This window comes from Asticcacaulis endophyticus (assembly GCF_014652575.1).
In the GTDB taxonomy this organism is placed as follows: Bacteria; Pseudomonadota; Alphaproteobacteria; order Caulobacterales; family Caulobacteraceae; genus Asticcacaulis; species Asticcacaulis endophyticus.
The window spans coordinates 947,974-969,186 of record NZ_BMZB01000001.1 but is presented as its reverse complement, the minus strand read 5'-3'; the positions used below and the strand labels follow the sequence as shown (position 1 = coordinate 969,186).

Below are 21,213 nucleotides of genomic sequence, written 5' to 3'. Positions count from 1 at the left end.
ATCTCATCGCTGCGCGATTTCGTGCGGTTCCCCTCCCCGATAAGTCGGGGAGGTAAAAGTAAGAGATATCTCATTACCTTATACTCCCCTGGCTTGCCGGGGGAGGTGGCAGGGCGCGAAGCGGCCTGACGGAGGGGGGCCTTGCGGACTTTTGGGCCTTAACTGCTATCAGTGATGCCAGCGGTGATGCTATCCGGCAAGACCAGTTTCACCTCACCGCGCGCGACCCGCCAGTACATCTCGCCACCTTCGGCTTCAAACCACGGCGGATGCTGAGTGGCCAGAATCGTCCGCTCATCCAGCCACAACAGGCCGGTCTTCGGATCGAGGCGCGGCGGGCTTTTCGGCACCTCCTCTGCCTCGTCCAGCAGATCGTCATCAAGATCATCATCGAACACGTCATCAATCCCGAAATCGGGTTCCGACAAATCAAGCCTCTTGATGCGCTTGATCAACTCATCAGGCGTCAGGGTTTCCGCTTCCGAAAGAGGGGCGATTTGGGGGCTGAGTTTTGGGGCCAGTTTCGCGCTCACCGCCTCATGATTTTCGCGCAAAGCCGCCAGTTTCAGGCCGAACTCTTCGCGGCTGCGGGCGGCCTCTTCAGGGGTGAGTTGCTTTGACGCCGTGCGCTCTGACGCATCAACGCGGGCGTAGATGCGCTCGATCAGGAGCCCTGCGCGCGCCATCTGCTCAAGTTCAGGGGCATCATACGGCGATGGCAGATCACCCAGCCGCTCCAGCATCCGGTCGGCAAAGGCCCGCAACCGCGCCCGCCGCTCGTCCGGCGTGAAGCGTTCTTTTGGGTCAAAAGAGGTGGGCGCATCGGCAGTCATCTCCTCAGCATGGGGCAAAAGAGGCGTGAGGGGATAAGTTCTCTTTCTCCTCCCTGTGCCTGCGCTCAAGCAGCGAACGGGGCCGCCCGTGCGGCGGTAGCGCACTAAAATGCATGGGGAGGTGGCGCGGCGAAGCCCGCGACGGAGGGGGATGGCTGATAGATTGTCACCGCGCTGCCTTTAAGGTGTTATTCCTACTAAAGCGGGGAGGCATTAATCGCAGCGCAGTCCCCCTCCGTCATTTTCGCTTCGCTCAATGCCACCTCCCCACGCAAGCGTAGGGAGGAGGAAGGGCACCGGCCTGTCCGCTGGCTCCCAGTTCAGGGTGCAGGGGCACGCGCTCAAGCAGCGAACGGGGCCGCCCGTGCGGCGGTAGCGCACTAAAATCACCCTGCCTAGCGGCTGACGATGGGGATATTGCGCACCTTATCGTCAGGTTCAGGGCGTTTCAGGTCGATATGCAACAGGCCGTATTCCAGAATCGCCGCCGTCACTTCCATGCCGTCGCCGATGACAAAGCTGCGGGTAAAGCCGCGCTGGGCGATGCCGCGATGGAGGAAATCACGCGCCTCGGCGTCTTCGGGTTCGCCGTCCTTATGGGCAGTGAGGGTCAGCAACTGACCGGTCAGGGCCAGTTTCAGATGATCAGAGGTAAAGCCCGCCACCGCCACGCTGATGCGGATATGATGGTGAGACAGGGCCTCGACATTATAGGGCGGATAATTTTCCGAAACACGGCTCAACCGCTCGATCAAGGCACGCGTATGGTCAAAGCCTAACAGATAGGGACTATCAAAAATAACCGTGCGCGCCATCGACCCATATCCACTTGACCCATTTTTATATATGGGTTCGGCCCGCGACCTTTCAATAAAGCTACGGCAAATCCTGCAAAAATTCCAGAACGGCGGCCTTTGATGAGGCTTCGGTCAGCATAGGGGCATGGCCTACCCCCTCCACATCGACGCGCGTCAGGTCCGGTGAGATGCCCTGCATCACCTTGACCTCATGATCTTCGATCAGGTCGGACAGCGCCCCGCGCACCAGCAGCAACGGCCTGCCGGTGCTCAGCGACATATAGAGCGGCATCATGTCATAGACGGCCGGCGACGTCGGCGCAGAGACGGGAATGGTAATCGCCGGATCATAGGCCAGCTTAAGCCCGTCATCGCCCTCACGAAACAGGCGGCGGGCAAAGGCCATCCAGTCCTTATGGCCATAGTCCGGAAACGCGATTTCATTATGCAGGCGGGCGTAGTCGGCGGCCTCATGCCAGGACTTAATCTCAGAGCGGTTCTTACCGGCGTAACCGGCGATGCGCGTCAGGCCCTTAGCCGATAACACAGGACCAACATCATTGAGCACGGCGGCCTTGATCAAAGCGGGCCGCAGGGTCGACAGCACCATAGTCGTTAAGCCGCCCATCGACGTGCTAATGAAAATTGCGCGCGCGATCCCTAAGCCATCGCATAAATCCAGCACATCCTTGGCATAGGTCCACAGATGATAGTTTTTCGGGTCAGTGTCATAGTCGGATAAGCCCCGCCCGCGGATATCCGGCACAATCACGCGCCGGCCCGTAGCGGCGATATAGGGCGCCACCCCTTCGAAATCGGCGCTGTTGCGGGTCAGGCCATGCAGGCACACGACCGGCAGATGGATGCCCCCGCCCGCACCTGCATAGTCGCGCGCATAAAGGCGCAGGCTGTCATCGGATGACCACCAGCGCTCCTCGAAAGGGGGGGCGGTATTCGCAGGCGATCTGTGCAAAGACAACATTACCGGAATCCTCTCTGATGGTGGGGTCAACTGAGCCACAAATAGGCGTGGATTACGACGAAAATAATCGTTACAGCAGAAGATATGAATCTAAGACCGTCTCAGCCCCATGCGCTCACTGAACTTTACTGGAGCGGCAGCGTGCTCAACAGCTATACGATTGCGCTTTTGATCGCGTCCCCGTTTATGACTGGGCTGATGCTGGCCAAGGGACAGGGGCTGGCCATGCTGGTGATGTGGGTGGCTTTGGGCGGCATGATCGCCCTGAGCGTCATCGAAAAACCCCTGTTCGCCTATGATCCGGCGCGTAAGGTTTTCGTAGCCCCCGACGGCCAGGAAATACCGCTTGAGGCCATACATAGCATCGAAATGGACGCCCGCGATATCTATTTCATCCCCAAATCACATACGATTGAAGGCTGGCACCTGTCGCAACGTGTCTGGGTTTTGTCCCCGCGCAGGGTGCTTAAACGCGCCGCCGCCGAATATGACTGGCCGCTCAAGGACATCACCCACCCGGTCCTGCGGTTTGGATTCTGGATCGCACCTTAAGCCTGTGTTTGGGAAAAACCTTTCGCTGCACACACTCCAAATAAACCTTTATGTAGTAATGGCTATGAGCAGACTTGCCGATCTGGCACAGTCGTGTTTTAAGCCATCAACTGTCTGAAAGGGGCGTCAGGTTACCGTATATGAGACAAAACCACACGCCAAACCCTTCCGATGCTAAGCCCGCAAATACGCGCCCCGCAGCCACACTGACCGGCCGGATTAACGCCATCATTACCCGTGACCTTGGCTTATTTAAGGGTCGCTCCGGCCCGGAGGTTGCGCCTGGCTCTTTCGATGTCCGCAGTGTTCTTACCTCGGCGCGTAAGCCCTTTATCTCGGCGGCGGTATTCAGTGGTGCCATAAACATTCTGGCCCTGACCGGGTCGTTGTTCATGCTGCAGGTCTATGACCGCGTCCTGCCCAGCCGCAGCCTGCCCACCCTAATGGCGCTGGTCGTTCTGGTGGTCGTGCTTTATATGTTTATCGCAGCGCTTGAGACGGTCCGGTCGCGTTTATTTGCCCGCATTGGCCGCTATTTTGACCTCAGCCTGCGCGACGGCGTGTTTACCCTGAATACCCATTCAGGCCTGCCCGCGTCGCAGGTGAGAGGCGCCTCGCCGTTCTCTGACCTGTCGCATATCCGTAATTTTCTGGCCGGTGGTGGTCCTGCTGCAATCTTTGACCTGCCGTGGATGCCGCTCTACGTCGTTCTGCTGTTCATACTGCACCCGGCTTTGGGCCTGTGCGGGGTGGCGGGCGTACTGCTCCTGACCGGCGTTACCTGGCTCAGCGATCGCTCGACTAAGGCCTATCAGCAACAGGTGATCCGCGTGAACACTGAGGCTTCGGAATGGGCCGATGCCGCGCGCAGGGCGGCCGAAACGGTCGTCCCCATGGGGATGACCTCAGCCCTGAAACAACAGTGGCGCGTCAAAAGCGATGCCGCCGGGTTGGCCATATTGCAAAACAGCGACGTCCTGAGCTTTTACGCCAGTGTGTCGCGGTTTATCCGCATGATCCTGCAGTCTTTGGTGCTGGCTCTGGGGGCCTATCTGGTGATCGAAGGCGATGCGACTGGTGGCGTGATGATTGCGGCTTCCATTCTTTTGGGGCGCGCTCTGGCCCCGGTCGAACTGGCCATAAGCCAGTGGCGCGGGTTCGTGGCCGCGCGTCAGTCCTATCACCGGCTGGAGACGACGATGAAGACCCCGCCGGCAGAGCCAGACACTAACCTGCCCCGCCCAACGCAAAATATCACCGTTCAGGACCTGCACATCGTCTCTCCGCTGGACCCGTCAAAGCTGTTGCTGAACAACATAAACTTTGAACTGAGCGCCGGTGATGCGCTGGGTATCATCGGCCCCAGCGGCTCCGGTAAATCGACCCTGGCGCGCGCCATCATGGGGGTATGGCCCATTGCCAAGGGCGCCATCCGGCTGGATGGCTCAACCCTCAACCAATGGACTTCGGACGATCTGGGCGCATTCTGCGGCTACCTGCCGCAGGGGGTTGATCTGTTTAGCGGCACGGTGGGCCAAAACATCGCCCGCTTTGCCCCGGACGCTTCGTCAGAAGACATACTGCGCGCCGCCCGCATGTCCGGGATAGATGACTTTATCCGCCACCTGCCGCAGGGCTTTGATACCGACATAGGTCATGATGGGTCACGCCTGTCTGCCGGTCAGCGGCAGCGGCTGGCCCTGGCGCGCGCCCTGTACAAAGACCCGTTCCTGGTGGTTCTGGATGAGCCGAATTCTGCCCTTGATACGGATGGGGAGGCCGCACTGGTGCGCGCCGTCGCCCAGATCCGCAAACGCGGCGGCATTGCCATAGTCTTTGCCCACCGCCGCAGTGTGCTGCAATCGGTCAATAAGATGCTGGTTCTGGCGGATGGCGTTCAAAAAGCCTTTGGCCCACGCGACGAAGTTCTGAAACGCCGGTTGCCGCCCGCCGCCGCCAATAGCGCCACACCGTCTGATGCAACGGCTTCTGGCACACCGGCCGCCCGCATTGTGCCAACGCCTGCGGGCAATGGCGGAGGTCAGCCATGAGCGCTCAGGATATGAAACCCTTTAATTCCAGCATGGCCGCTCAGCAAAAAGCGGGCTTTGCCATCATAGCCCTGCTGGCCGTATTCATTCTGGGCTGGGGCGGACTGGCCACCCTGTCGGGGGCGGTTATCGCCACGGGGCGCGTGACCGTGGAATCCAGCCAGAAGCGGATTCAGCACCGCGAAGGCGGCATTGTCTATGATATCCTTGTGCGGGATGGCGATCAGGTCAAGACCGGTCAGGTGCTGGCCCGGCTTGACAGCACCGTCGCCGGTGCCAATGCCGCCATTGTCCAAAGCCAGATATGGCAACTCACCGCCCGTAAGTTCAGACTGGAGGCCGAGCGTGATGGCCGCACCAGCTTCAGCGTCCCCACAGGCCTCACTCAGCCCTCGGCAGAATTTGACCGGATCATCGCGGCGGAACGCGCCCTTATGACCACCCGCAGATCGGCGCGCGTTCAGAAAAAATCCCAACTGAATGAGCAGATTGCCCAAAGCGCCCATGAAATCGACGGCCTTGCGGCGCAGGTAAAGTCACAGGGCCAGCAGGCCCGGCTCATTCGCGAAGAACTGGTGTCGGTGCGTGATCTGCACGCCAAAGGCTATGCCTCAATTACCCGCCTTAACCAGCTTGAGCGCGAAGCTGAACGCCTGCAGGGCGAAAAAGGACAGTTGGAAGCCACCATCGCCCGCACCCGCACCCGCACCTCAGAGATCCGGCTGGCGATGCTTCAGATCGACTCGGAAAGCCTGAGTGAGATCATGGCTGAACTCAAAGATACCGAGACCAAGCTGTCGCAACTCAATGAGCAGCAGGTCACCACCACCGACGCCATGAACCGGGTGGAAATCAAAGCCCCGGTTGACGGCACGGTGCAACAGCTTCTGATCCATACCCGTGGCGGGGTCGTGGCGCCAGGTGAGACCCTGATGCACATCGTGCCCAAGGCTGATGATCTGGTCGTCGAAGCCCGCATCGACCCCCAACATATTGATCAGGTCGCCTCTGGCCGAGCGGCCTATATCCGCTTTACGTCTTTCGCCTCTCAGACCACGCCCGAAGCCCGCGGACGGGTGGATATGGTATCCCCTGATGTTGAAACCGATGAAAAGACTGGCATCAGCTACTATAAGGCCAGACTGACCCTGAAAAGTGTTGATCTGCCCAAATCGCTGCGTGAAGCTCTGATATCAGGCATGCCGGTTGAGGTGCATATCGAAACCACGCGCCGCAATGCGCTCAGCTACTTCATGAAGCCGCTGACCGATCAGATGAACCGCACATTTAAAGAAGACTAAAACCGCGAAATAATGCGGTGGACCTTGCCTTTTGGGCGGGCGGTCGGCAGGCGGTCGAGCTTGATCAGGCCTTCGGGTTCGCCGTAGAGGTCAAAGGCATCAGCGCGGATGACCTTGGCTCTGGCGAACTCACCGACCTTAAGACCCGTGAAACCTTTGAGAAAGATGTGACCGTCGATTTCCGGCGCATCGCCCTTCGTGCGGGCCACGCCTGTGCCATCGGCGCGGATGTTATCGACCAGCACGTCCACGACCTGACCCACTTTGGCTTGCAGCTTTTGGGCGCTGATGCGCGCCGCCACCGACATGAAGCGGGCCAGACGATCCTGCTTGACCTCTTCCGGCACATGGTCGGGCAGGTCTTTGGCGGGCGCGCCATCGACGTTCTCATAGGCAAAAGCCCCGACGCGGTCCAGTTGCGCCTCTTCCAGCCAATCCAGCAGGAAGTTAAAATCGGCTTCGGTCTCTCCCGGAAAGCCAACCACAAAGGTCGAGCGGATAGTGATATCGGGGGCAATTTCGCGCCACGACCGAATACGTTCTAACGTGCGGTCCTGATTGCCAGGCCGCTTCATGGCCTTAAGCACCTTGGGCGAGGCGTGCTGGAACGGGATATCGAGATAGGGCAGGATCTTGCCCTCGGCCATCAGCGGGATGACGCTGTTCACATGCGGATAGGGGTAGACATAGTGCATGCGCACCCAGATGCCCAGTTCGCCTAACCCACGGGCCAGATCTTCAAACGACGCATCCCATGTCTGGCCGCGCCATTCTCCTTGGGCATATTTGATATCAAGGCCGTAGGCCGAGGTGTCCTGCGACACCACCAGCAGTTCCTTGACACCGCTTTGGGCCAGAATCTCGGCCTCACGCAGCACATCCCCGATGGGCCGCGAGGCCAGATCGCCACGAAGCTGCGGGATGATGCAGAAACTACAGCGGTGATTGCAGCCTTCGGAAATCTTGAGATAGGCATAGTGTTTGGGCGTCAGGCGCACGCCCGGATCGTTGGCGGGGATCAACTCGCGGAACGGATCGGGTCTGGGCGGCACGATATTGTGGACGGCGTCCATAACCGCGTCATATTGGTGCGCGCCGGTGATGGCCGCGACATTGGGAAAGCGCGCGCGGATCATATCGGCCTCAGAACCCATGCAGCCAGTGACCACGACCTTACCGTTTTCGGCCAGAGCCTCACCGATGGCGTTCAGGCTTTCTTCCTTGGCGGAATCCAGAAACCCGCAGGTATTGACGACCACCACATCGGCACCGGCGTAAGACGCGGCGGTGTCATAGCCTTCATGGCGCAGCTTGGTCAGGATGCGCTCAGAGTCGACCAGCGCCTTGGGGCAACCCAGCGAGACAAAACCCACCTTGGGGGCATCGGTTTTTAAGGATGTGGACATTTACGTGCGTAATACAGATTTTAGCGCATAAGGCAAGACAATCACGACGGGGCATCCTATAAGCCGCGCGTCCATACAGTCCATAAAGGCCACTTATGCACGTCAGGCATTTTGATATTAAAGGCCCCGCCCTGATCCTGCCCAAACGGCACGAAGATGCGCGTGGCTATTTTTATGAGGCCTTTCGCGATGACGCGTTTCGCCAGACGGTGGCCGATGTCACCTTCGTACAGGACAATCAGGCCTTGTCGAAAGATCGCGCGACCTTGAGAGGCCTTCACTATCAACGGTCTCCCGCCGCGCAGGGCAAGCTGGTGCGTTGCCTCAAAGGCTCGATCTTTGATGTCGCGGTCGATATCCGCAAAGGCTCAGACACCTTTGGGCGCTGGCTGGGGCAAACGCTGACGGCATCAGGCGGCGAGCAGTTGTGGGTGCCTGAAGGCTTTGCCCACGGCTATGTCACGCTGGAAGACGATACCGAGGTCTTTTACAAGGTGACCCACCCCTACAGCCCCGAACATGAGGCCGGTATCGCCTTTGATGACCCTGATATCAGTGTGGCATGGCCATTTGATCCGGCTTTGGTTATATTATCTGCGAAAGACAAAGCGCAGCCCCGGCTGGCTGAGATGATTTGAGGCTTAATATGCGAATTCTGGTCACCGGCGGCGCCGGCTTTATCGGATCGGCGGTCGTAAGGTATCTGATATCGGAAATCGGCGCAGACGTGCTCAATCTCGATAAGCTGACCTATGCCGGTAATCTGGAGTCTCTGGCCCCTGTCGAAACCTCACCTCGTTACCGCTTTTTGAAAGCCGATATTTGCGACGCTCAGGCGGTGAGTGCCGCCCTCACCAGCTTTCAACCCACCCACATCCTGCATCTGGCCGCCGAGAGCCACGTTGATCGCTCGATAACCGGTTCCGGTGATTTCGTGCAAACCAATCTGGTTGGCACCTTCACCCTGCTGGAGGCGGCGCGAAACTACTGGTTGTCGCTCAAGGATGAGGCCCGGCAGCAGTTCCGCTTTTTGCATGTGTCCACCGATGAGGTGTACGGCTCACTGGGCGATGAGGGCAGCTTCACCGAAACCTCACCCTATAGCCCGTCGTCGCCCTATTCGGCCTCCAAAGCCGCGTCTGACCATCTGGCCATGGCCTGGCACCGCACCTATGGCCTGCCGGTAATTATCACGAACTGCTCCAATAATTACGGGCCCTATCATTTTCCGGAAAAGCTGATCCCGCTCAATATCCTCAACGCCATGGAGGGTAAGCCGCTTACGGTTTACGGCGATGGCTCGAACATTCGCGACTGGCTCTATGTCGAAGATCATGCCCGCGCCCTCTACCTCATCGCCATGCGCGGCCGAACGGGGCAGACCTATAATGTCGGTGGCCGCAATGAGTGGACCAATATAGACGTTATCCGCCGCGTCTGCGCGCTCATGGATCAGCGCCGCCCCCGCAGCGCCCCGCATGACCGCCTGATCAGCTTTGTGCCGGACCGGCGCGGCCACGACTACCGCTACGCCATTGACGCCACTAAGCTTGAGACCGAACTGGGCTGGCGCGCACAGGAAACCTTCGACAGCGGTATTGAGAAAACCGTCGACTGGTATCTTAACAACGAAGCGTGGTGGGGGCCGCTACGCGAACGCGTCTATGCCGGGGAACGCTTAGGCATGCTCAGGTCATAACCATGCGCATAGCCGTTACCGGAACGGGGGGTCAGGTCGTAAACGCCCTGATCGCCGCCGCACAGAGCCACAGCGATATAGAGATCATCCCCATCGGGCGGCCGCAGCTTGATCTTAGCCGTCCTGACAGTATCGCCCCGGCCATAATCGCGACCAAGCCAGATGTCGTACTTTCCGCCGCCGCCTATACGGCGGTCGATCAGGCGGAATCCGATACGAACATGGCCGAACAGATCAACGCTATGGCCCCCGCACTATTAGCGCACACCGCATCCGCCCTGAACATTCCGCTGATTCATCTGTCGACCGACTATGTCTTTGACGGCCTGAAAACCGGTGCCTACGACGAGACGGATACCCCCGGCCCCATCAATGTTTACGGGCGAACCAAGCGGGCCGGAGAGCAGGCCGTCCTTGCTGCAACGGGACATGTCGTCCTGCGCACTTCGTGGCTTTATTCGCCCTATGGCCATAATTTTGTGAAGACCATGTATTGGCTGGCCCAGACCCACGACGAGGTCAGGGTGGTGGATGACCAGTACGGCGGCCCGACCTCAGCCCTTGATCTGGCAAACGCCCTGCTGACTGTCTGCGCACGGCTGCACAACGACCGCGACCCCGCCCTGCGCGGCCTGTTTCACCTCACCGCCCCCGGCAGCGCCAGTTGGGCGGATCTGGCCGATGCCGTATTCACCGATCTGGCAGCACGGGGCATGCGCCGTCCACACCTTATCCGCATCCCAAGCGCTCAGTTTCCCACAGCCGCGCAACGGCCGCCCAATTCACGCCTTGATTGTCGTAAAATATCACAGGCTTATGGCCTTGCGCTTCCACCCTGGCGTCACAGCCTCATGACGTGTCTGGATGAAATGATGTCTGGCGAACCCCATAGAAAAGAGACGGCATGAAGGGTATTATTCTGGCAGGCGGCACGGGCACGCGTCTGCATCCGATGACACTGGCTGTCTCGAAGCAGATGATGCCGGTTTACGATAAACCCATGATCTATTATCCGCTGACGACGCTGATGCTGGCGGGTATTCGCGATATATTGATCATCACCACACCGCACGACCTGCCCCTGTTTGAAAAGCTGCTCGGCGACGGCAGCCAGTGGGGTATTAAGCTGTCCTACATCCCCCAGCCTCAGCCGCAGGGCATTGCTCAGGCCTTTGTCATTGGCGCCGATTTCATTGACGGTAAACCGTCCTGCCTAATCCTCGGCGACAACATATTCTACGGCTCAAATCTGGCCACTATTTTGGAGCAAACCACCAAGCTCACCCACGGCGCCTGCCTGTTTGCCCATCAGGTGTCTGACCCAAATCGTTATGGTGTGGTCGAGTTCGATAAGGCCATGCGCGCCGTCTCGATCGAGGAAAAGCCGCAAAATCCCAAATCCAACTGGGCGGTTACCGGGCTATATTTTTATGACCATAAGGTGTGCGATATCGCATCCACCCTAACACCTTCTGCACGCGGTGAGTATGAAATCACCGACATCAACCGCGCTTACCTTGAGCGCGGCGAGTTGGACATCAAGACCGTTGGCCGCGGCTATGCCTGGCTTGATACCGGCACCCCTGAAAGCCTGCTGGAGGCGGCGGAGTTCGTGCGTATCCTCGAAAGACGTCAGGGCTTTAAAATTGCCTGCCCCGAAGAAGTGGCCTGGCGGCGGGGCTATATCGACTCTCAGGCCCTGGCCGCACTCGCTCAAAATTTTAGCGGCAGCCTTTACGGCAAATACCTGTCCGGCCTTAAGGATGCCTTCCCGCTGTAAAGAAAACTCGATTACGTCATAAGTGCCGCGATTTGCGGCCAGTGCGGGCCATCGGGTCGAACGAAAAGATAATCACCCGCAATATCTTGCAAGATCGCATCGCGATCAAGTTTAACAATTGTAAGATCTGATCTCAGCGCCAGTGCCAGATACCCTTTGCCCGCAAACAGATCATAGATTTCAGCAATAGGATCATAGCCCAAGACCGAACAGGTCAGAGCCTTTTCATACTCTATGACGTAGCATGTCCGGTTTGATGTCCCAATCGTATCACCGGCACCTTTCAGGGCGAAAATCTCAAAGCCTTCTATGTCAATTTTGATCAGATCCGGTTCAATATCATGAGCATTGATAAGGGCCTCTATGGTGGTGGTGTTAACCTTTATCGTCTGTACATCGCCATGAAACTTTTCCAGCCGCTCTGCCGAGACCTTAAATCCTGACATGGCCGGGTGCTGGGTGAAATATTCAAAATCGAGGACCTGTCCGGCCACATCCGATACCGCCTCATCAAACAATAGAACCCGCTCCAGCAAGCCATTTATCTCCAGGTTTTCGTGGCATATGGCATAGGTCACCGGATGCGGCTCAAACGCTATGCACTTACCCGATGGCCCAACAAGATGGCCGGCATAAAGCAGATGGACGCCAATATTGGCCCCGATATCAATATAGGTGCCGCCAGGGGTGAGTATAGCGGCCATAACCCGCCGCAGATGATCCTCCCACTGGCCATGCTCCAGCAGATGCAGCGCCATGAACTTTTCCTTCATGTCGAGGATCAGTCTATGGCCATCGTTCGTATGCATGAACACACGGGCCGATTGGGTAAGCGGCAGGGCCTGCGGGCGCGCCAAAAGCCGATCAAGCTTATGATCAATATGGGCCAGAATTTCACGTTTCAGGCTATGGGAGAAATCTTCCCGAAAGGCCCGCTCACGCTCCAAAAGCCCGTCGATGTGCGCCAGAAGCTTATCGGAGGTATTGGCTTCATTTGACATTCATTGCACCCTTAAACCTGTCGCAGACCGCGACACAAACGACTATAAAATAACACCGCAGACGCCCTGACTGGCTTTGCACATCAAGACTAAAGCAATTCTGCAACTGCGAACAGACTTCGTTAAAAAGGGGTTGAACCCCACGGAAAAACATTATAATTCACTAAATTGATTTTCAATCGTAAGTTTGGGGCGCCCGGTTTGCAAAGAAAAAAACTCGCCATTATAAGTACATATAATGAAAATTGCGGCAATGCTTCATATACACACGTACTAAAAGTTGCCTTTTCTGAAATATTTGACGTTGATGTTATTCCACTCGACTTATTTCTACTGCAAAAGCCACAGCCTTTTATAAACATTCATGCTGATGCACACATTAAAAGCATTTGCGCCAAGCTGAAAAATTACGACTATGTGAACATTCAGTTCGAAGCCGGCCTTTATGGGGCTACGGCCGGGGCGATCCTGCGACGCATGAAGTGGCTTATTGACGCCGCGCCCAACCTGATCCTGACCATGCACCGCGTGGATGTGGCCGAAACGACCAGCCTCATCGAAGCGATTGGCAAATCAGTGCGCGCCTTACGCGCCGGGCCTTTGTTTCATCACTTCCGCAACAAGGAATTTTCGGTTCTTTACCACAACATCGTCCTGCATTGTAAAGAACAGTCGGCGCGCAAAAATGTGTGGATCAAGGTCCATGCCAAGCGTGAGCACCGCGTCATCCGCGACGTGTTCCGCTTTAAAAACGTCATCCATTATCCTCTGGCCTTCCTGAACAAGGAAGAGCAGAAAAAGGTCAAGGCCTTGCCCAAGGCCGATCTTGCTGCCCGTTTCGGCCTGCCGCAAGGCTCTAAGCTGTTTGGCGTGTTCGGCTATATATCAAATTACAAAGGCATCGAGACGGCCATTAAGACCGTAGCGCAACTGCCAACGGACTGGCATCTGGTCATCGCAGGCAGCCAGCACCCCCAGTCCATCAAGGCCTATAAGGATGTTGACCCTTATCTGGAAAGCATCCTTAACCTGATCGCCAATGAAGATGCCGAGCGTGAGCGTAAGCTGGCCAAGCTTGCCCGCGTCAACCATTACCTCGAAAAAACCGAAGTGGTTGATGAACGTCTGACCAAGCCGATCACCGACCGGATCAAGTTCATCGGCAGCCTGGACGATGATGATTTTGTCCACGTTCTGCGCGATATCGACGCCGTCGTTTTGCCCTATATCGAAGTGGGCCAGAGCATGTCGGGCGTGATCGTGCTGGCCATGGAGGCCGGCGGCCGCGTCCTGGGGGCCAACAACCTGTCGTTCGCCGAAACCCGCAAATATTTTGGCGACACATTTGAACGCTTTGATATCGGCAACCACATAGAACTGGCCCAAAGATTACAGGCTGAACCGCTTGAGGTTGAGGCCGCCCGTACAGCTATTTTTGAAACCTATAATATCCGCAACAGTGTCGCCTTACAGGCACAAGTATTTGAGGGAACCTATAAGAATGTCTAAGATTGCGTTGATCACCGGCGTAACCGGTCAGGATGGCGCCTATCTGGCTGAACTGTTGCTTGAGCAAGGCTACACCGTGCATGGCATGCGTCGTCGCGCCTCGCACTACAACGAATTCCGCCTAGAGCAAATCCGCAACAACCCTAAAAATGCCGGGAAATTCTTCCTTCACTATGGCGACCTGACCGACTCTATGTCGATCTTCCGTCTGGTGGAAGCTATCCGCCCGACAGAAATTTATAACCTTGCCGCCCAAAGCCATGTGTCGGTCAGCTTTGAAACGCCGGAATATACCGCCAATGCCGATGGCGTCGGCACGACACGTTTTCTGGAGGCGATCCGCCTTTTGGGCCTGATCGATACCTGCCGCTTCTATCAGGCGTCGACCTCAGAGCTTTACGGCCTGGTTCAGGAAGTCCCGCAGAGCGAAACCACGCCCTTTTATCCGCGCAGCCCCTATGCTGTCGCCAAGCTTTATGCGTACTGGATAACGGTGAACTACCGCGAAGGTTACAACCTGTTTGGTTCAAACGGCATTCTGTTCAACCATGAAAGCCCGAACCGCGGCGAAATTTTCGTGACCCGCAAGATTACCCGTGCGGTCGCCCTGATCGCCGAAGGCGAAGACATCATCCTGACGCTCGGCAACATGGACTCTCAGCGCGACTGGGGTCATGCCCGTGACTATGTCGATGGTATGCACCGCATCCTTCAGCACGATCAGGCCGATGACTTCGTGCTCGCGACCGGTGAAACCCACACCATTCGCCACTTCGTCAATCTGTCGTTCGATGCCGCCGGCATTACGGTGCGCTGGGAAGGCGAAGGCGTCAATGAGCGCGGTTACTGCGCCAAGAGCGGCAAACTGCTGGTGCAGGTCTCAGCCGATCTGTTCCGCCCCGCCGAAGTCGAACTGCTTATCGGCAATCCGGCCAAGGCCAAGGCGCTGCTGGGCTGGGAAGCCACGGTCAAGATCCATGAACTGGCATCGGAAATGGTCAACGAAGACCGCCGTCGCTATAAGGATGGTACACTGTTCTGGAACAAGCAGAGCGTACTCTGGTAACGGTTAAGGTATCACCATGTCGTCTCCCCTGTTAACGCCGGACCTGTCCGGTGAGCGAATTGTTGTTACCGGATCGGGCGGCGTGCTGGGCACGGCGGTCAAGGCACGTCTGTCTCAATTGACGCAGGCTGAAAGCTTTTTCCCCACCCGTGACGACTGCGACCTTTTGGATCGCGCTCAGGTCGAAGCCTATTTCGAACGGGTCAAGCCGACCATGGTGTTCCATCTGGCCGGACGCGTCTATGGCGTGCAGGGCAATATGGATTTCTGCGGCCTGTCCTATTTCGAAAACGCCTCGATGAACATCAATGTCATCGAAGCCGCCCGCCTTAGTGGGGTGCGCAAATTCGTCGCCGCCGGCACGACCGCGATCTATTCGGATCTGGCCACCTTGCCCATGAAAGAAGATGATTTCTGGTTGGGGGCGCCGCACGGGTCTGAGGCCGCCTATGCCCATGCCAAGCGCGGCATGCTGGCTCAGCTTGAGGCCTATAAGGTTCAGTACGGCATGGACTTCGCCTATCTGATACTGACCAATCTTTACGGGCCCAACGATCGCTTTGATCCGGTTCGCGGTCACGTTGTCCCTTCTCTGGTGCATCGTTTCTGCCAGGGCGTCATCAACGCAACCGACCGGATCGATGTGTGGGGCGATGGCTCACCGACCCGCGACTTTTTGTTCTCAAGCGATGCGGCCAATGCCTTTGTATTTGCGGCGGCCATGGGCAGTGGCGTCTACAACGTAGCCACCGGTGACGCTGTGCCGATCCGGACTTTGGTTGAAACCGTTGAGGCCGTGACCGGGTTTAAGGGCGAATTGCACTGGGATACGACCAAGCCGCTGGGTCAGCTACAGCGCAGCTATGACGTATCACGCATCAAATCTCTGGGGTGGCGTCCGGAAACGTCGCTGTTTGAGGGTATTTCGCAGACGGTCGACTGGTATCGCGCCAATCTTGCCACTATTCGCGTTTAGTCGGTTAGCGGTGAACTTTTTTAAGTGAGGATGTAATGGCGAGCATTGATGTCAATGGTTTGACCATAGATTACCCGGTATATGGCGTCAGCGCCCGCAACATACGGTCGACTGTGGCCAATCTGTTTCTGGGCGGCACTATCCTCAAGAACAAGTCCGACACGATTTTTGTCGAGTCGCTGGCCAATGTCAGTTTTTCTCTGAAGTCCGGGGATCGTCTGGGCGTCATCGGGGAAAATGGCGCGGGCAAGACGACGCTTCTGCGGGCCATTTCCGGTTTCCTGCCGCCCTCACGCGGCAGCGTGACCACCAAGGGCAGCCTCGCCAGCCTGATCAATGTCGGCGCGGGCCTAGACCCCGACCGGACCGGCCGGGAAAATGCGGTGATCATGTCCCTGATCCTGGGGGCCCGCAAAAAAGACCTTGATGCCATTATTGTGGATATTATTGCCTTTGCGGAACTGGGCGCCTTTTTCGACATGCCGGTGCGCGCCTACTCTGCCGGTATGATCCTGCGCCTCAGCTTTGCCGTATCTACCGTCATTGACCCGAATATTCTGGTGCTTGACGAAGGTATTTTGGCCGGTGACCAGCACTTCATCGGTAAGGCCAGAGACCGCATGGACCGCATCTACCGAAATACGGACATTATCGTTCTGTCTTCTCATTCCATGGAGCTGATCGACAGCGTCTGCAATAAGGTGCTTTTGCTCAATCGCGGCAAGGTGGCTTTTCTGGGCGATGTCAAGACGGGCATACAGCTCTATAATGACCGCTCCTACATTTCCGGGCACGCCGCTTAAAGTCCGGCAAACACTACCTCTCAAAGCCAAACTTACTCATGAGCTGTGCCCGCGTAAACATCTGCGGTGGCTGTTGCGGGCCACGCCCCCTCGGTGGGACATACTCGTAAAGATCAGCCCCGACAGGACGGTAATAGGCCCGCCCGCGTGTCCCCATAACCTTAAGATGGGCCAGATAGGCATCCAGAGTGTCAAACTGACGGGGGTCGGTCTGCGAAGCTTGCATTTTACCCAGCCTGGCGTTTGTCTCAGGTTCCACAGAGGCAGCCTTTGGATGTGAAGCGCCTGCGAATCCCGGCATGGCAAGGGTGCCGTAAAGCCCCAAAACCGCAGGCAACATAATGCCGCACCACTTCATATTTATCGTGGTCATTGAAACTCCCCATGCATACCCCACTCTATTTTAGCGATTATAATGCCCCGCAGCAATATTAACCACAAATGATCGTTGAACCCCGGCATGATCCAGATTATTGGATTTATGTATAGTATCAGGGGGGCTACATTATGTCGGCAACGAAATCAGATCTGGAAATATCGCGCTCAAAGCCCAATCCGATCGCGGGCGTTGATAATGTCGGCGGCGACCGCCTGACAAACAGCACGGTAACCCCCGGCACCACGACCAGTGGCGAAATCGATTCAACCACAGATGCCGACTGGTACAAAATAAATTTCACCGCCGGCCAGACTTACGAAATTTCCTTGTCGGCAACAGGATCGTCGTCAGCGCTTGACACTATTTTGTCCCTCCACAGCAGTTCCGGCTTTGTCATTGCCACCAATGACGACCGCTCACTTTTCAGTACGGACTCGTTCTTAACTTACACGGCCTCTTCAAGCGGAACTATGTTCATATCCGCCGCCAGCTATGGCGGATCGACCGGGCAATTCAGCCTGACGGTATCCGAAGGATATACCCCCACCACGGACACCGTTCCCGGTAATATCGCAACCAATGTGGGACTAAGCCTTGGCGGATCACAAAGCTCGACGATAGATAGCGCCGGGGACTTAGATTATTTCTACATCGATCTGGTTGCCGGGCAATCCTATCAGTTCACCCTGACCGGGTCGGGCGCATCCCCCATCAGCGATCCCTTTCTTCAGATCCGTAGTGCATCCGGGTTAGCCATCGGCATGGACGACGACGGCGGCGATGGCACCAATTCAGTGCTGCACTTTACCGCGGAAACGACCGGCCGATATTACCTGTCCGCAGAACAGTTCGATTCCACCGGCCGCGGCGGCTACACAATTACGGCAGCCACCGGACCGGCACCTCAGCCCGTCGACTCCATTTTGTGGGGCACAAAGATCACCCCCTCCGATGGCTACATAGATGTCTATTTTGCCGCCGCCGGTGAAGTGCACGAAACGCTCACGGCACTTGAATGGAACACTTACGAAATCGGGCGGGTTATGGCGGCCCTTGGCACCTACGCCAATGTTGCCAACATCAGATTTCGCCAGACCACCAATGCCGCAGATGCCGATTTCCGCTTTGTGGTTTCAACCAACCTCGATGAAGACGGCACGTTAGGCTATTTCAACCCGCCGGGAACTGAAAATGCCGGTCTGGCTGTTTTCGACCGCAATGGCAGTGGCTGGGATGAAGGCGGTAATGGCGGGCTGGAAGCCGGGGGCCTTGGGTTTGCGACCCTCGTGCACGAGATCGGGCACGGCCTGGGTCTGGCCCACCCGCATGATAACGGCGGCACTTCCACCATCATGCAGGGCGTAACCTCCGCTTTTGGCAGCTACGGCCGTTATAATCTCAATCAGGGCGTCTTTACGACCATGAGCTATAACGACGGCAGGCCGTCGCAGCATTACTACCCTTACGACCTCACAAACTATGGCTATCAGGCCACGCCGATGGCGCTCGATATCGGTGCCCTTCAGTCGCTATATGGTGCCAACACCAGCCATAATGCTGGGGATACGGTCTATGTCGTACCGGCCTACTCCAATCTTGGGGCGTCATTTCAGGCGATCTGGGATACGGGCGGCATCGACACCATTCAGGCGCTTATCGGGGCGGTGACTATCGATCTGCGCTCAGCGACCCTGCAATATGATGCGGGCGGCGGCGGATATGTGTCCTCGAACCCCATAGTACCGGCGGGCTTTACCATCGGTTACGGCGTCATCATCGAAAATGCCACGGGCGAGCAATATAACGATACCCTCACCGGCAATGGCTATGACAACGTCCTGACCGGCAAGGGCGGCAACGACAGTCTTTATGGCCTGAATGGTCATGACACGCTGCTGGGGGATGACGGCAACGATTTCCTGAGTGGCGACGGGGGCAATGACACCCTGCGCGGTGGCACAGGCGACGACACGCTTCAGGGCGGCGACGGTGATGATACGCTGCAAGGCGGTGCCGGCCGCGATACGGTACAGGGCGGCGCGGGTACGGACACGCTGATTCTGGAAGGTAATCGCAAATCCTACACCTTCGTCGCATCCGGAGCGGGCTATACCGTAACCGGCGCCGATGGCTTCACAGATACCATCGATGGCATCGAGTATGTGCAATTCGCCGATGGTACATGGACCATGGCCCTGGCTATGAATCAGGCTCCGGTAATAGCGGGCGACCTGATCGGCACGGTGGTCGAAAATATGTCGACCACCCTGACCCTGAACGACCTGTCTTTCAGCGACTATGACGATACCACGACCACGTTCCGCGTCAGCAACCTGTTGAACGGCGTCATTCTGCTCAATGGCGCCTTGGCGGCAAGCTTCAGCAACGCCGATGTCGCCGCGGGCAGGGTGACGTTCCAGCACGACGGATCAGGCGATACCTCGGCGGGTTTCAATGTCACCGCCTTTGATGGTCAGGCCGCGTCAACGGTGGCTAATCTGACGCTCACCCAGATACCGGGCGGGCCTGCGGACAACCTGATCGGCACCAGCGCCACAGATAGCCTTAACGGGTGGGGTGGCAATGACACCTTAAACGGCAAACGCGGCAATGACACCCTGTTTGGCGGCACGGGCAATGACACCCTGTACGGCGAAGATGATAACGATGTCCTCTATGGCGAGGCCGGACATGACACCTTAGTCGGCGGCTTTGGCAATGATACCCTTTATGGGCAGGCCGGTGTTGACGCCCTGTTCGGGGAGGGCGGCGAAGACACTCTGGTGGGGGGCGCTGGCAATGACCGCCTCTATGGGCAGGACAATATTGATGCCCTGTTCGGCGAAACCGGTGAGGATCTGCTGGTTGGTGGCCACGGCGATGACCGCCTTTATGGGCAAGACGACGCCGACCTGTTGTACGGCGAATTCGGGGATGATCTGCTGGTCGGCGGCCATGGCGATGACCGCCTTTATGGACAGGCCGGTGCGGATCGGCTGTACGGCGAATTCGGCAATGACACCCTCGAAGGCGGTGATGGCGACGACTGGCTTTATGGTCAGGACGGCCATGACCTCCTGTTTGCCGAGGCGGGCAATGACCGTCTCGAAGGCGGCACCGGCGATGACCAGCTTTACGGGCAGGATGGCAACGACGCTATATTTGGCGAAATGGGCAACGATCTGCTGTCAGGTGGTCTCGGCAATGATGCGCTCTATGGTCAGGACGGCAATGATACCCTTTATGGCGATGAGGGCGATGACGTCCTGATCGGCGGCGCGGGCAATGACGAGCTGATCGATTATGCGGGCCTCAACACATTGATGGGCGAAGGCGGCGACGATACCTTACGCAGCGGCGCGGGCGTCTCCACGCTTGATGGCGGCGACGGGGTGGATACCTTCTGGGGAGGTTCCGGCAATTCCACCTTCATGGGCGGGGCCGGTGGCGACATTATGAACGGCGGCAGCGGCCATGAGACCTTTATCGGCGGCGCAGGCAGTGACGGTATTTTCGGTGGTACTGGCAATGACACGGTCTTTGGCGAAGACGGCGATGACTATATTCTCGGCAATGACGGCGACGATGTCCTCTATGGTCAGGTTGGCGTAGATAGTATCTACGGCGGCAATGGCAACGACATCCTCGTGGGCGGTGACCAAACGGACTACCTGCGCGGAGAAGCTGGCAATGATGTGCTTCTGGGCGAAGGCGGCAACGATATGCTGCTGGGCGGTGGCGGTGTAGATTACCTGACCGGCGGCACAGGCGCGGACAACTTTTACCTGCAGCCCGGCATAAATGCCTATTCGACCATAAGCGACTTCAATCGCGCCGAAGGCGACAAGATCGTCCTTAGCGGATATTACTTTGGCACTACCGGATTAGTCGTAGGTCAGAACTTGTTTGTGGGCGCAGCCCCCGCCCCTCAGACACCGGGTGCCACGGTGTATCTGAATACAACGACCTTTAAGCTCTATTATGATCCTGACGGGGTCAACCCAACGCCAGCCACGGAACTGGCGACCCTGTCGGGTATAACGGATCTGGTCGCTTCGGATTTTCTGATCTATTAACA

The 21,213-nt window shown here is 57.3% G+C and carries 18 protein-coding genes; 12 read left to right on the top strand and 6 right to left on the bottom strand.

Features of this window, described 5'->3' with window-relative positions:
- Positions 1-158 precede the first annotated feature (158 nt).
- The 3 genes from IE102_RS04395 to IE102_RS04385 form a co-directional block, all read right to left on the bottom strand.
- The gene (locus IE102_RS04395; protein WP_189485150.1) at positions 159-833 is read right to left on the bottom strand and encodes a hypothetical protein; all 675 of its coding nucleotides are present in this window, start codon (positions 831-833) and stop codon (positions 159-161) included.
- Between the two features lie 395 nt (positions 834-1,228).
- On the bottom strand, positions 1,229-1,648 hold the full coding sequence (locus IE102_RS04390; protein WP_189485149.1) for an Hsp20 family protein: 420 nt from the start codon (positions 1,646-1,648) through the stop codon (positions 1,229-1,231).
- A 61-nt stretch (positions 1,649-1,709) separates the two neighbouring features.
- On the bottom strand, positions 1,710-2,612 hold the full coding sequence (locus IE102_RS04385) for an alpha/beta fold hydrolase (protein WP_189485148.1): 903 nt from the start codon (positions 2,610-2,612) through the stop codon (positions 1,710-1,712).
- Between the two features lie 84 nt (positions 2,613-2,696).
- Here IE102_RS04385 and IE102_RS04380 point away from each other — a divergent pair, with 84 nt between their 5' ends.
- The 3 genes from IE102_RS04380 (at position 2,697) to IE102_RS04370 (ending at position 6,516) form a co-directional block, all read left to right on the top strand.
- Positions 2,697-3,164, top strand: coding sequence for a hypothetical protein (locus tag IE102_RS04380; protein WP_189485147.1), 468 nt, complete (start codon positions 2,697-2,699; stop codon positions 3,162-3,164).
- Positions 3,165-3,304: 140 nt separating this feature from the next.
- Entirely contained in the window at positions 3,305-5,215 is a 1,911-nt protein-coding gene (locus tag IE102_RS04375) for a type I secretion system permease/ATPase (protein WP_189485146.1), read from the top strand.
- Positions 5,212-6,516 (top strand): HlyD family type I secretion periplasmic adaptor subunit, encoded by a 1,305-nt coding sequence (locus IE102_RS04370; protein WP_189485145.1) that lies wholly within the window; start codon positions 5,212-5,214, stop codon positions 6,514-6,516. The genes IE102_RS04375 and IE102_RS04370 overlap by 4 nt, the downstream gene beginning before the upstream one ends.
- Here the strand turns inward: IE102_RS04370 and rimO are convergent.
- Complete coding sequence (gene rimO, locus IE102_RS04365; RefSeq protein WP_189485144.1) at positions 6,513-7,922, bottom strand: 30S ribosomal protein S12 methylthiotransferase RimO; 1,410 nt, start codon at positions 7,920-7,922, stop codon at positions 6,513-6,515. The two genes, IE102_RS04370 and rimO, sit on opposite strands and share 4 nt — an antisense overlap.
- 95 nt (positions 7,923-8,017) lie before the next feature.
- Between rimO and rfbC the strand changes: the two genes are divergently transcribed.
- Genes rfbC through rfbA form a run of 4 tightly spaced genes read left to right on the top strand, consistent with a single transcriptional unit; the run spans position 8,018 to position 11,401 of the window.
- Entirely contained in the window at positions 8,018-8,560 is a 543-nt protein-coding gene (gene rfbC, locus IE102_RS04360; RefSeq protein ID WP_189485143.1) for a dTDP-4-dehydrorhamnose 3,5-epimerase, read from the top strand.
- Positions 8,561-8,568: 8 nt separating this feature from the next.
- Positions 8,569-9,621, top strand: coding sequence for a dTDP-glucose 4,6-dehydratase (rfbB, locus tag IE102_RS04355; RefSeq protein WP_189485142.1), 1,053 nt, complete (start codon positions 8,569-8,571; stop codon positions 9,619-9,621).
- A 2-nt stretch (positions 9,622-9,623) separates the two neighbouring features.
- Positions 9,624-10,529, top strand: a complete 906-nt coding sequence (gene rfbD, locus IE102_RS04350; RefSeq protein ID WP_189485141.1) for a dTDP-4-dehydrorhamnose reductase — start codon at positions 9,624-9,626, stop codon at positions 10,527-10,529.
- The gene (rfbA, locus tag IE102_RS04345; RefSeq protein WP_189485140.1) at positions 10,526-11,401 is read left to right on the top strand and encodes a glucose-1-phosphate thymidylyltransferase RfbA; all 876 of its coding nucleotides are present in this window, start codon (positions 10,526-10,528) and stop codon (positions 11,399-11,401) included. The genes rfbD and rfbA overlap by 4 nt, the downstream gene beginning before the upstream one ends.
- Before the next feature lie 11 nt (positions 11,402-11,412).
- Here rfbA and IE102_RS04340 read toward each other — a convergent pair whose 3' ends face one another.
- The gene (locus IE102_RS04340) at positions 11,413-12,402 is read right to left on the bottom strand and encodes an FkbM family methyltransferase (protein ID WP_189485139.1); all 990 of its coding nucleotides are present in this window, start codon (positions 12,400-12,402) and stop codon (positions 11,413-11,415) included.
- A 417-nt stretch (positions 12,403-12,819) separates the two neighbouring features.
- Here IE102_RS04340 and IE102_RS04335 point away from each other — a divergent pair, with 417 nt between their 5' ends.
- Genes IE102_RS04335 through IE102_RS04320 form a run of 4 tightly spaced genes read left to right on the top strand, consistent with a single transcriptional unit; the run spans position 12,820 to position 16,756 of the window.
- The gene (locus IE102_RS04335; protein WP_189485138.1) at positions 12,820-13,911 is read left to right on the top strand and encodes a glycosyltransferase; all 1,092 of its coding nucleotides are present in this window, start codon (positions 12,820-12,822) and stop codon (positions 13,909-13,911) included.
- Complete coding sequence (gene gmd, locus IE102_RS04330) at positions 13,904-14,977, top strand: GDP-mannose 4,6-dehydratase (protein ID WP_189485137.1); 1,074 nt, start codon at positions 13,904-13,906, stop codon at positions 14,975-14,977. The genes IE102_RS04335 and gmd overlap by 8 nt, the downstream gene beginning before the upstream one ends.
- Positions 14,978-14,993: 16 nt before the next feature.
- Entirely contained in the window at positions 14,994-15,953 is a 960-nt protein-coding gene (locus tag IE102_RS04325; RefSeq protein ID WP_189485136.1) for a GDP-L-fucose synthase family protein, read from the top strand.
- 35 nt (positions 15,954-15,988) lie between these two features.
- Positions 15,989-16,756, top strand: coding sequence for an ABC transporter ATP-binding protein (locus IE102_RS04320; RefSeq protein WP_189485135.1), 768 nt, complete (start codon positions 15,989-15,991; stop codon positions 16,754-16,756).
- Between the two features lie 13 nt (positions 16,757-16,769).
- Here the strand turns inward: IE102_RS04320 and IE102_RS04315 are convergent, their stop codons facing one another.
- Positions 16,770-17,129, bottom strand: coding sequence for a hypothetical protein (locus tag IE102_RS04315; RefSeq protein ID WP_189485134.1), 360 nt, complete (start codon positions 17,127-17,129; stop codon positions 16,770-16,772).
- 134 nt (positions 17,130-17,263) lie between these two features.
- Between IE102_RS04315 and IE102_RS04310 the strand changes: the two genes are divergently transcribed.
- On the top strand, positions 17,264-21,211 hold the full coding sequence (locus tag IE102_RS04310) for a cadherin-like domain-containing protein (protein WP_189485133.1): 3,948 nt from the start codon (positions 17,264-17,266) through the stop codon (positions 21,209-21,211).
- The last annotated feature ends 2 nt before the right edge of the window (positions 21,212-21,213 follow it).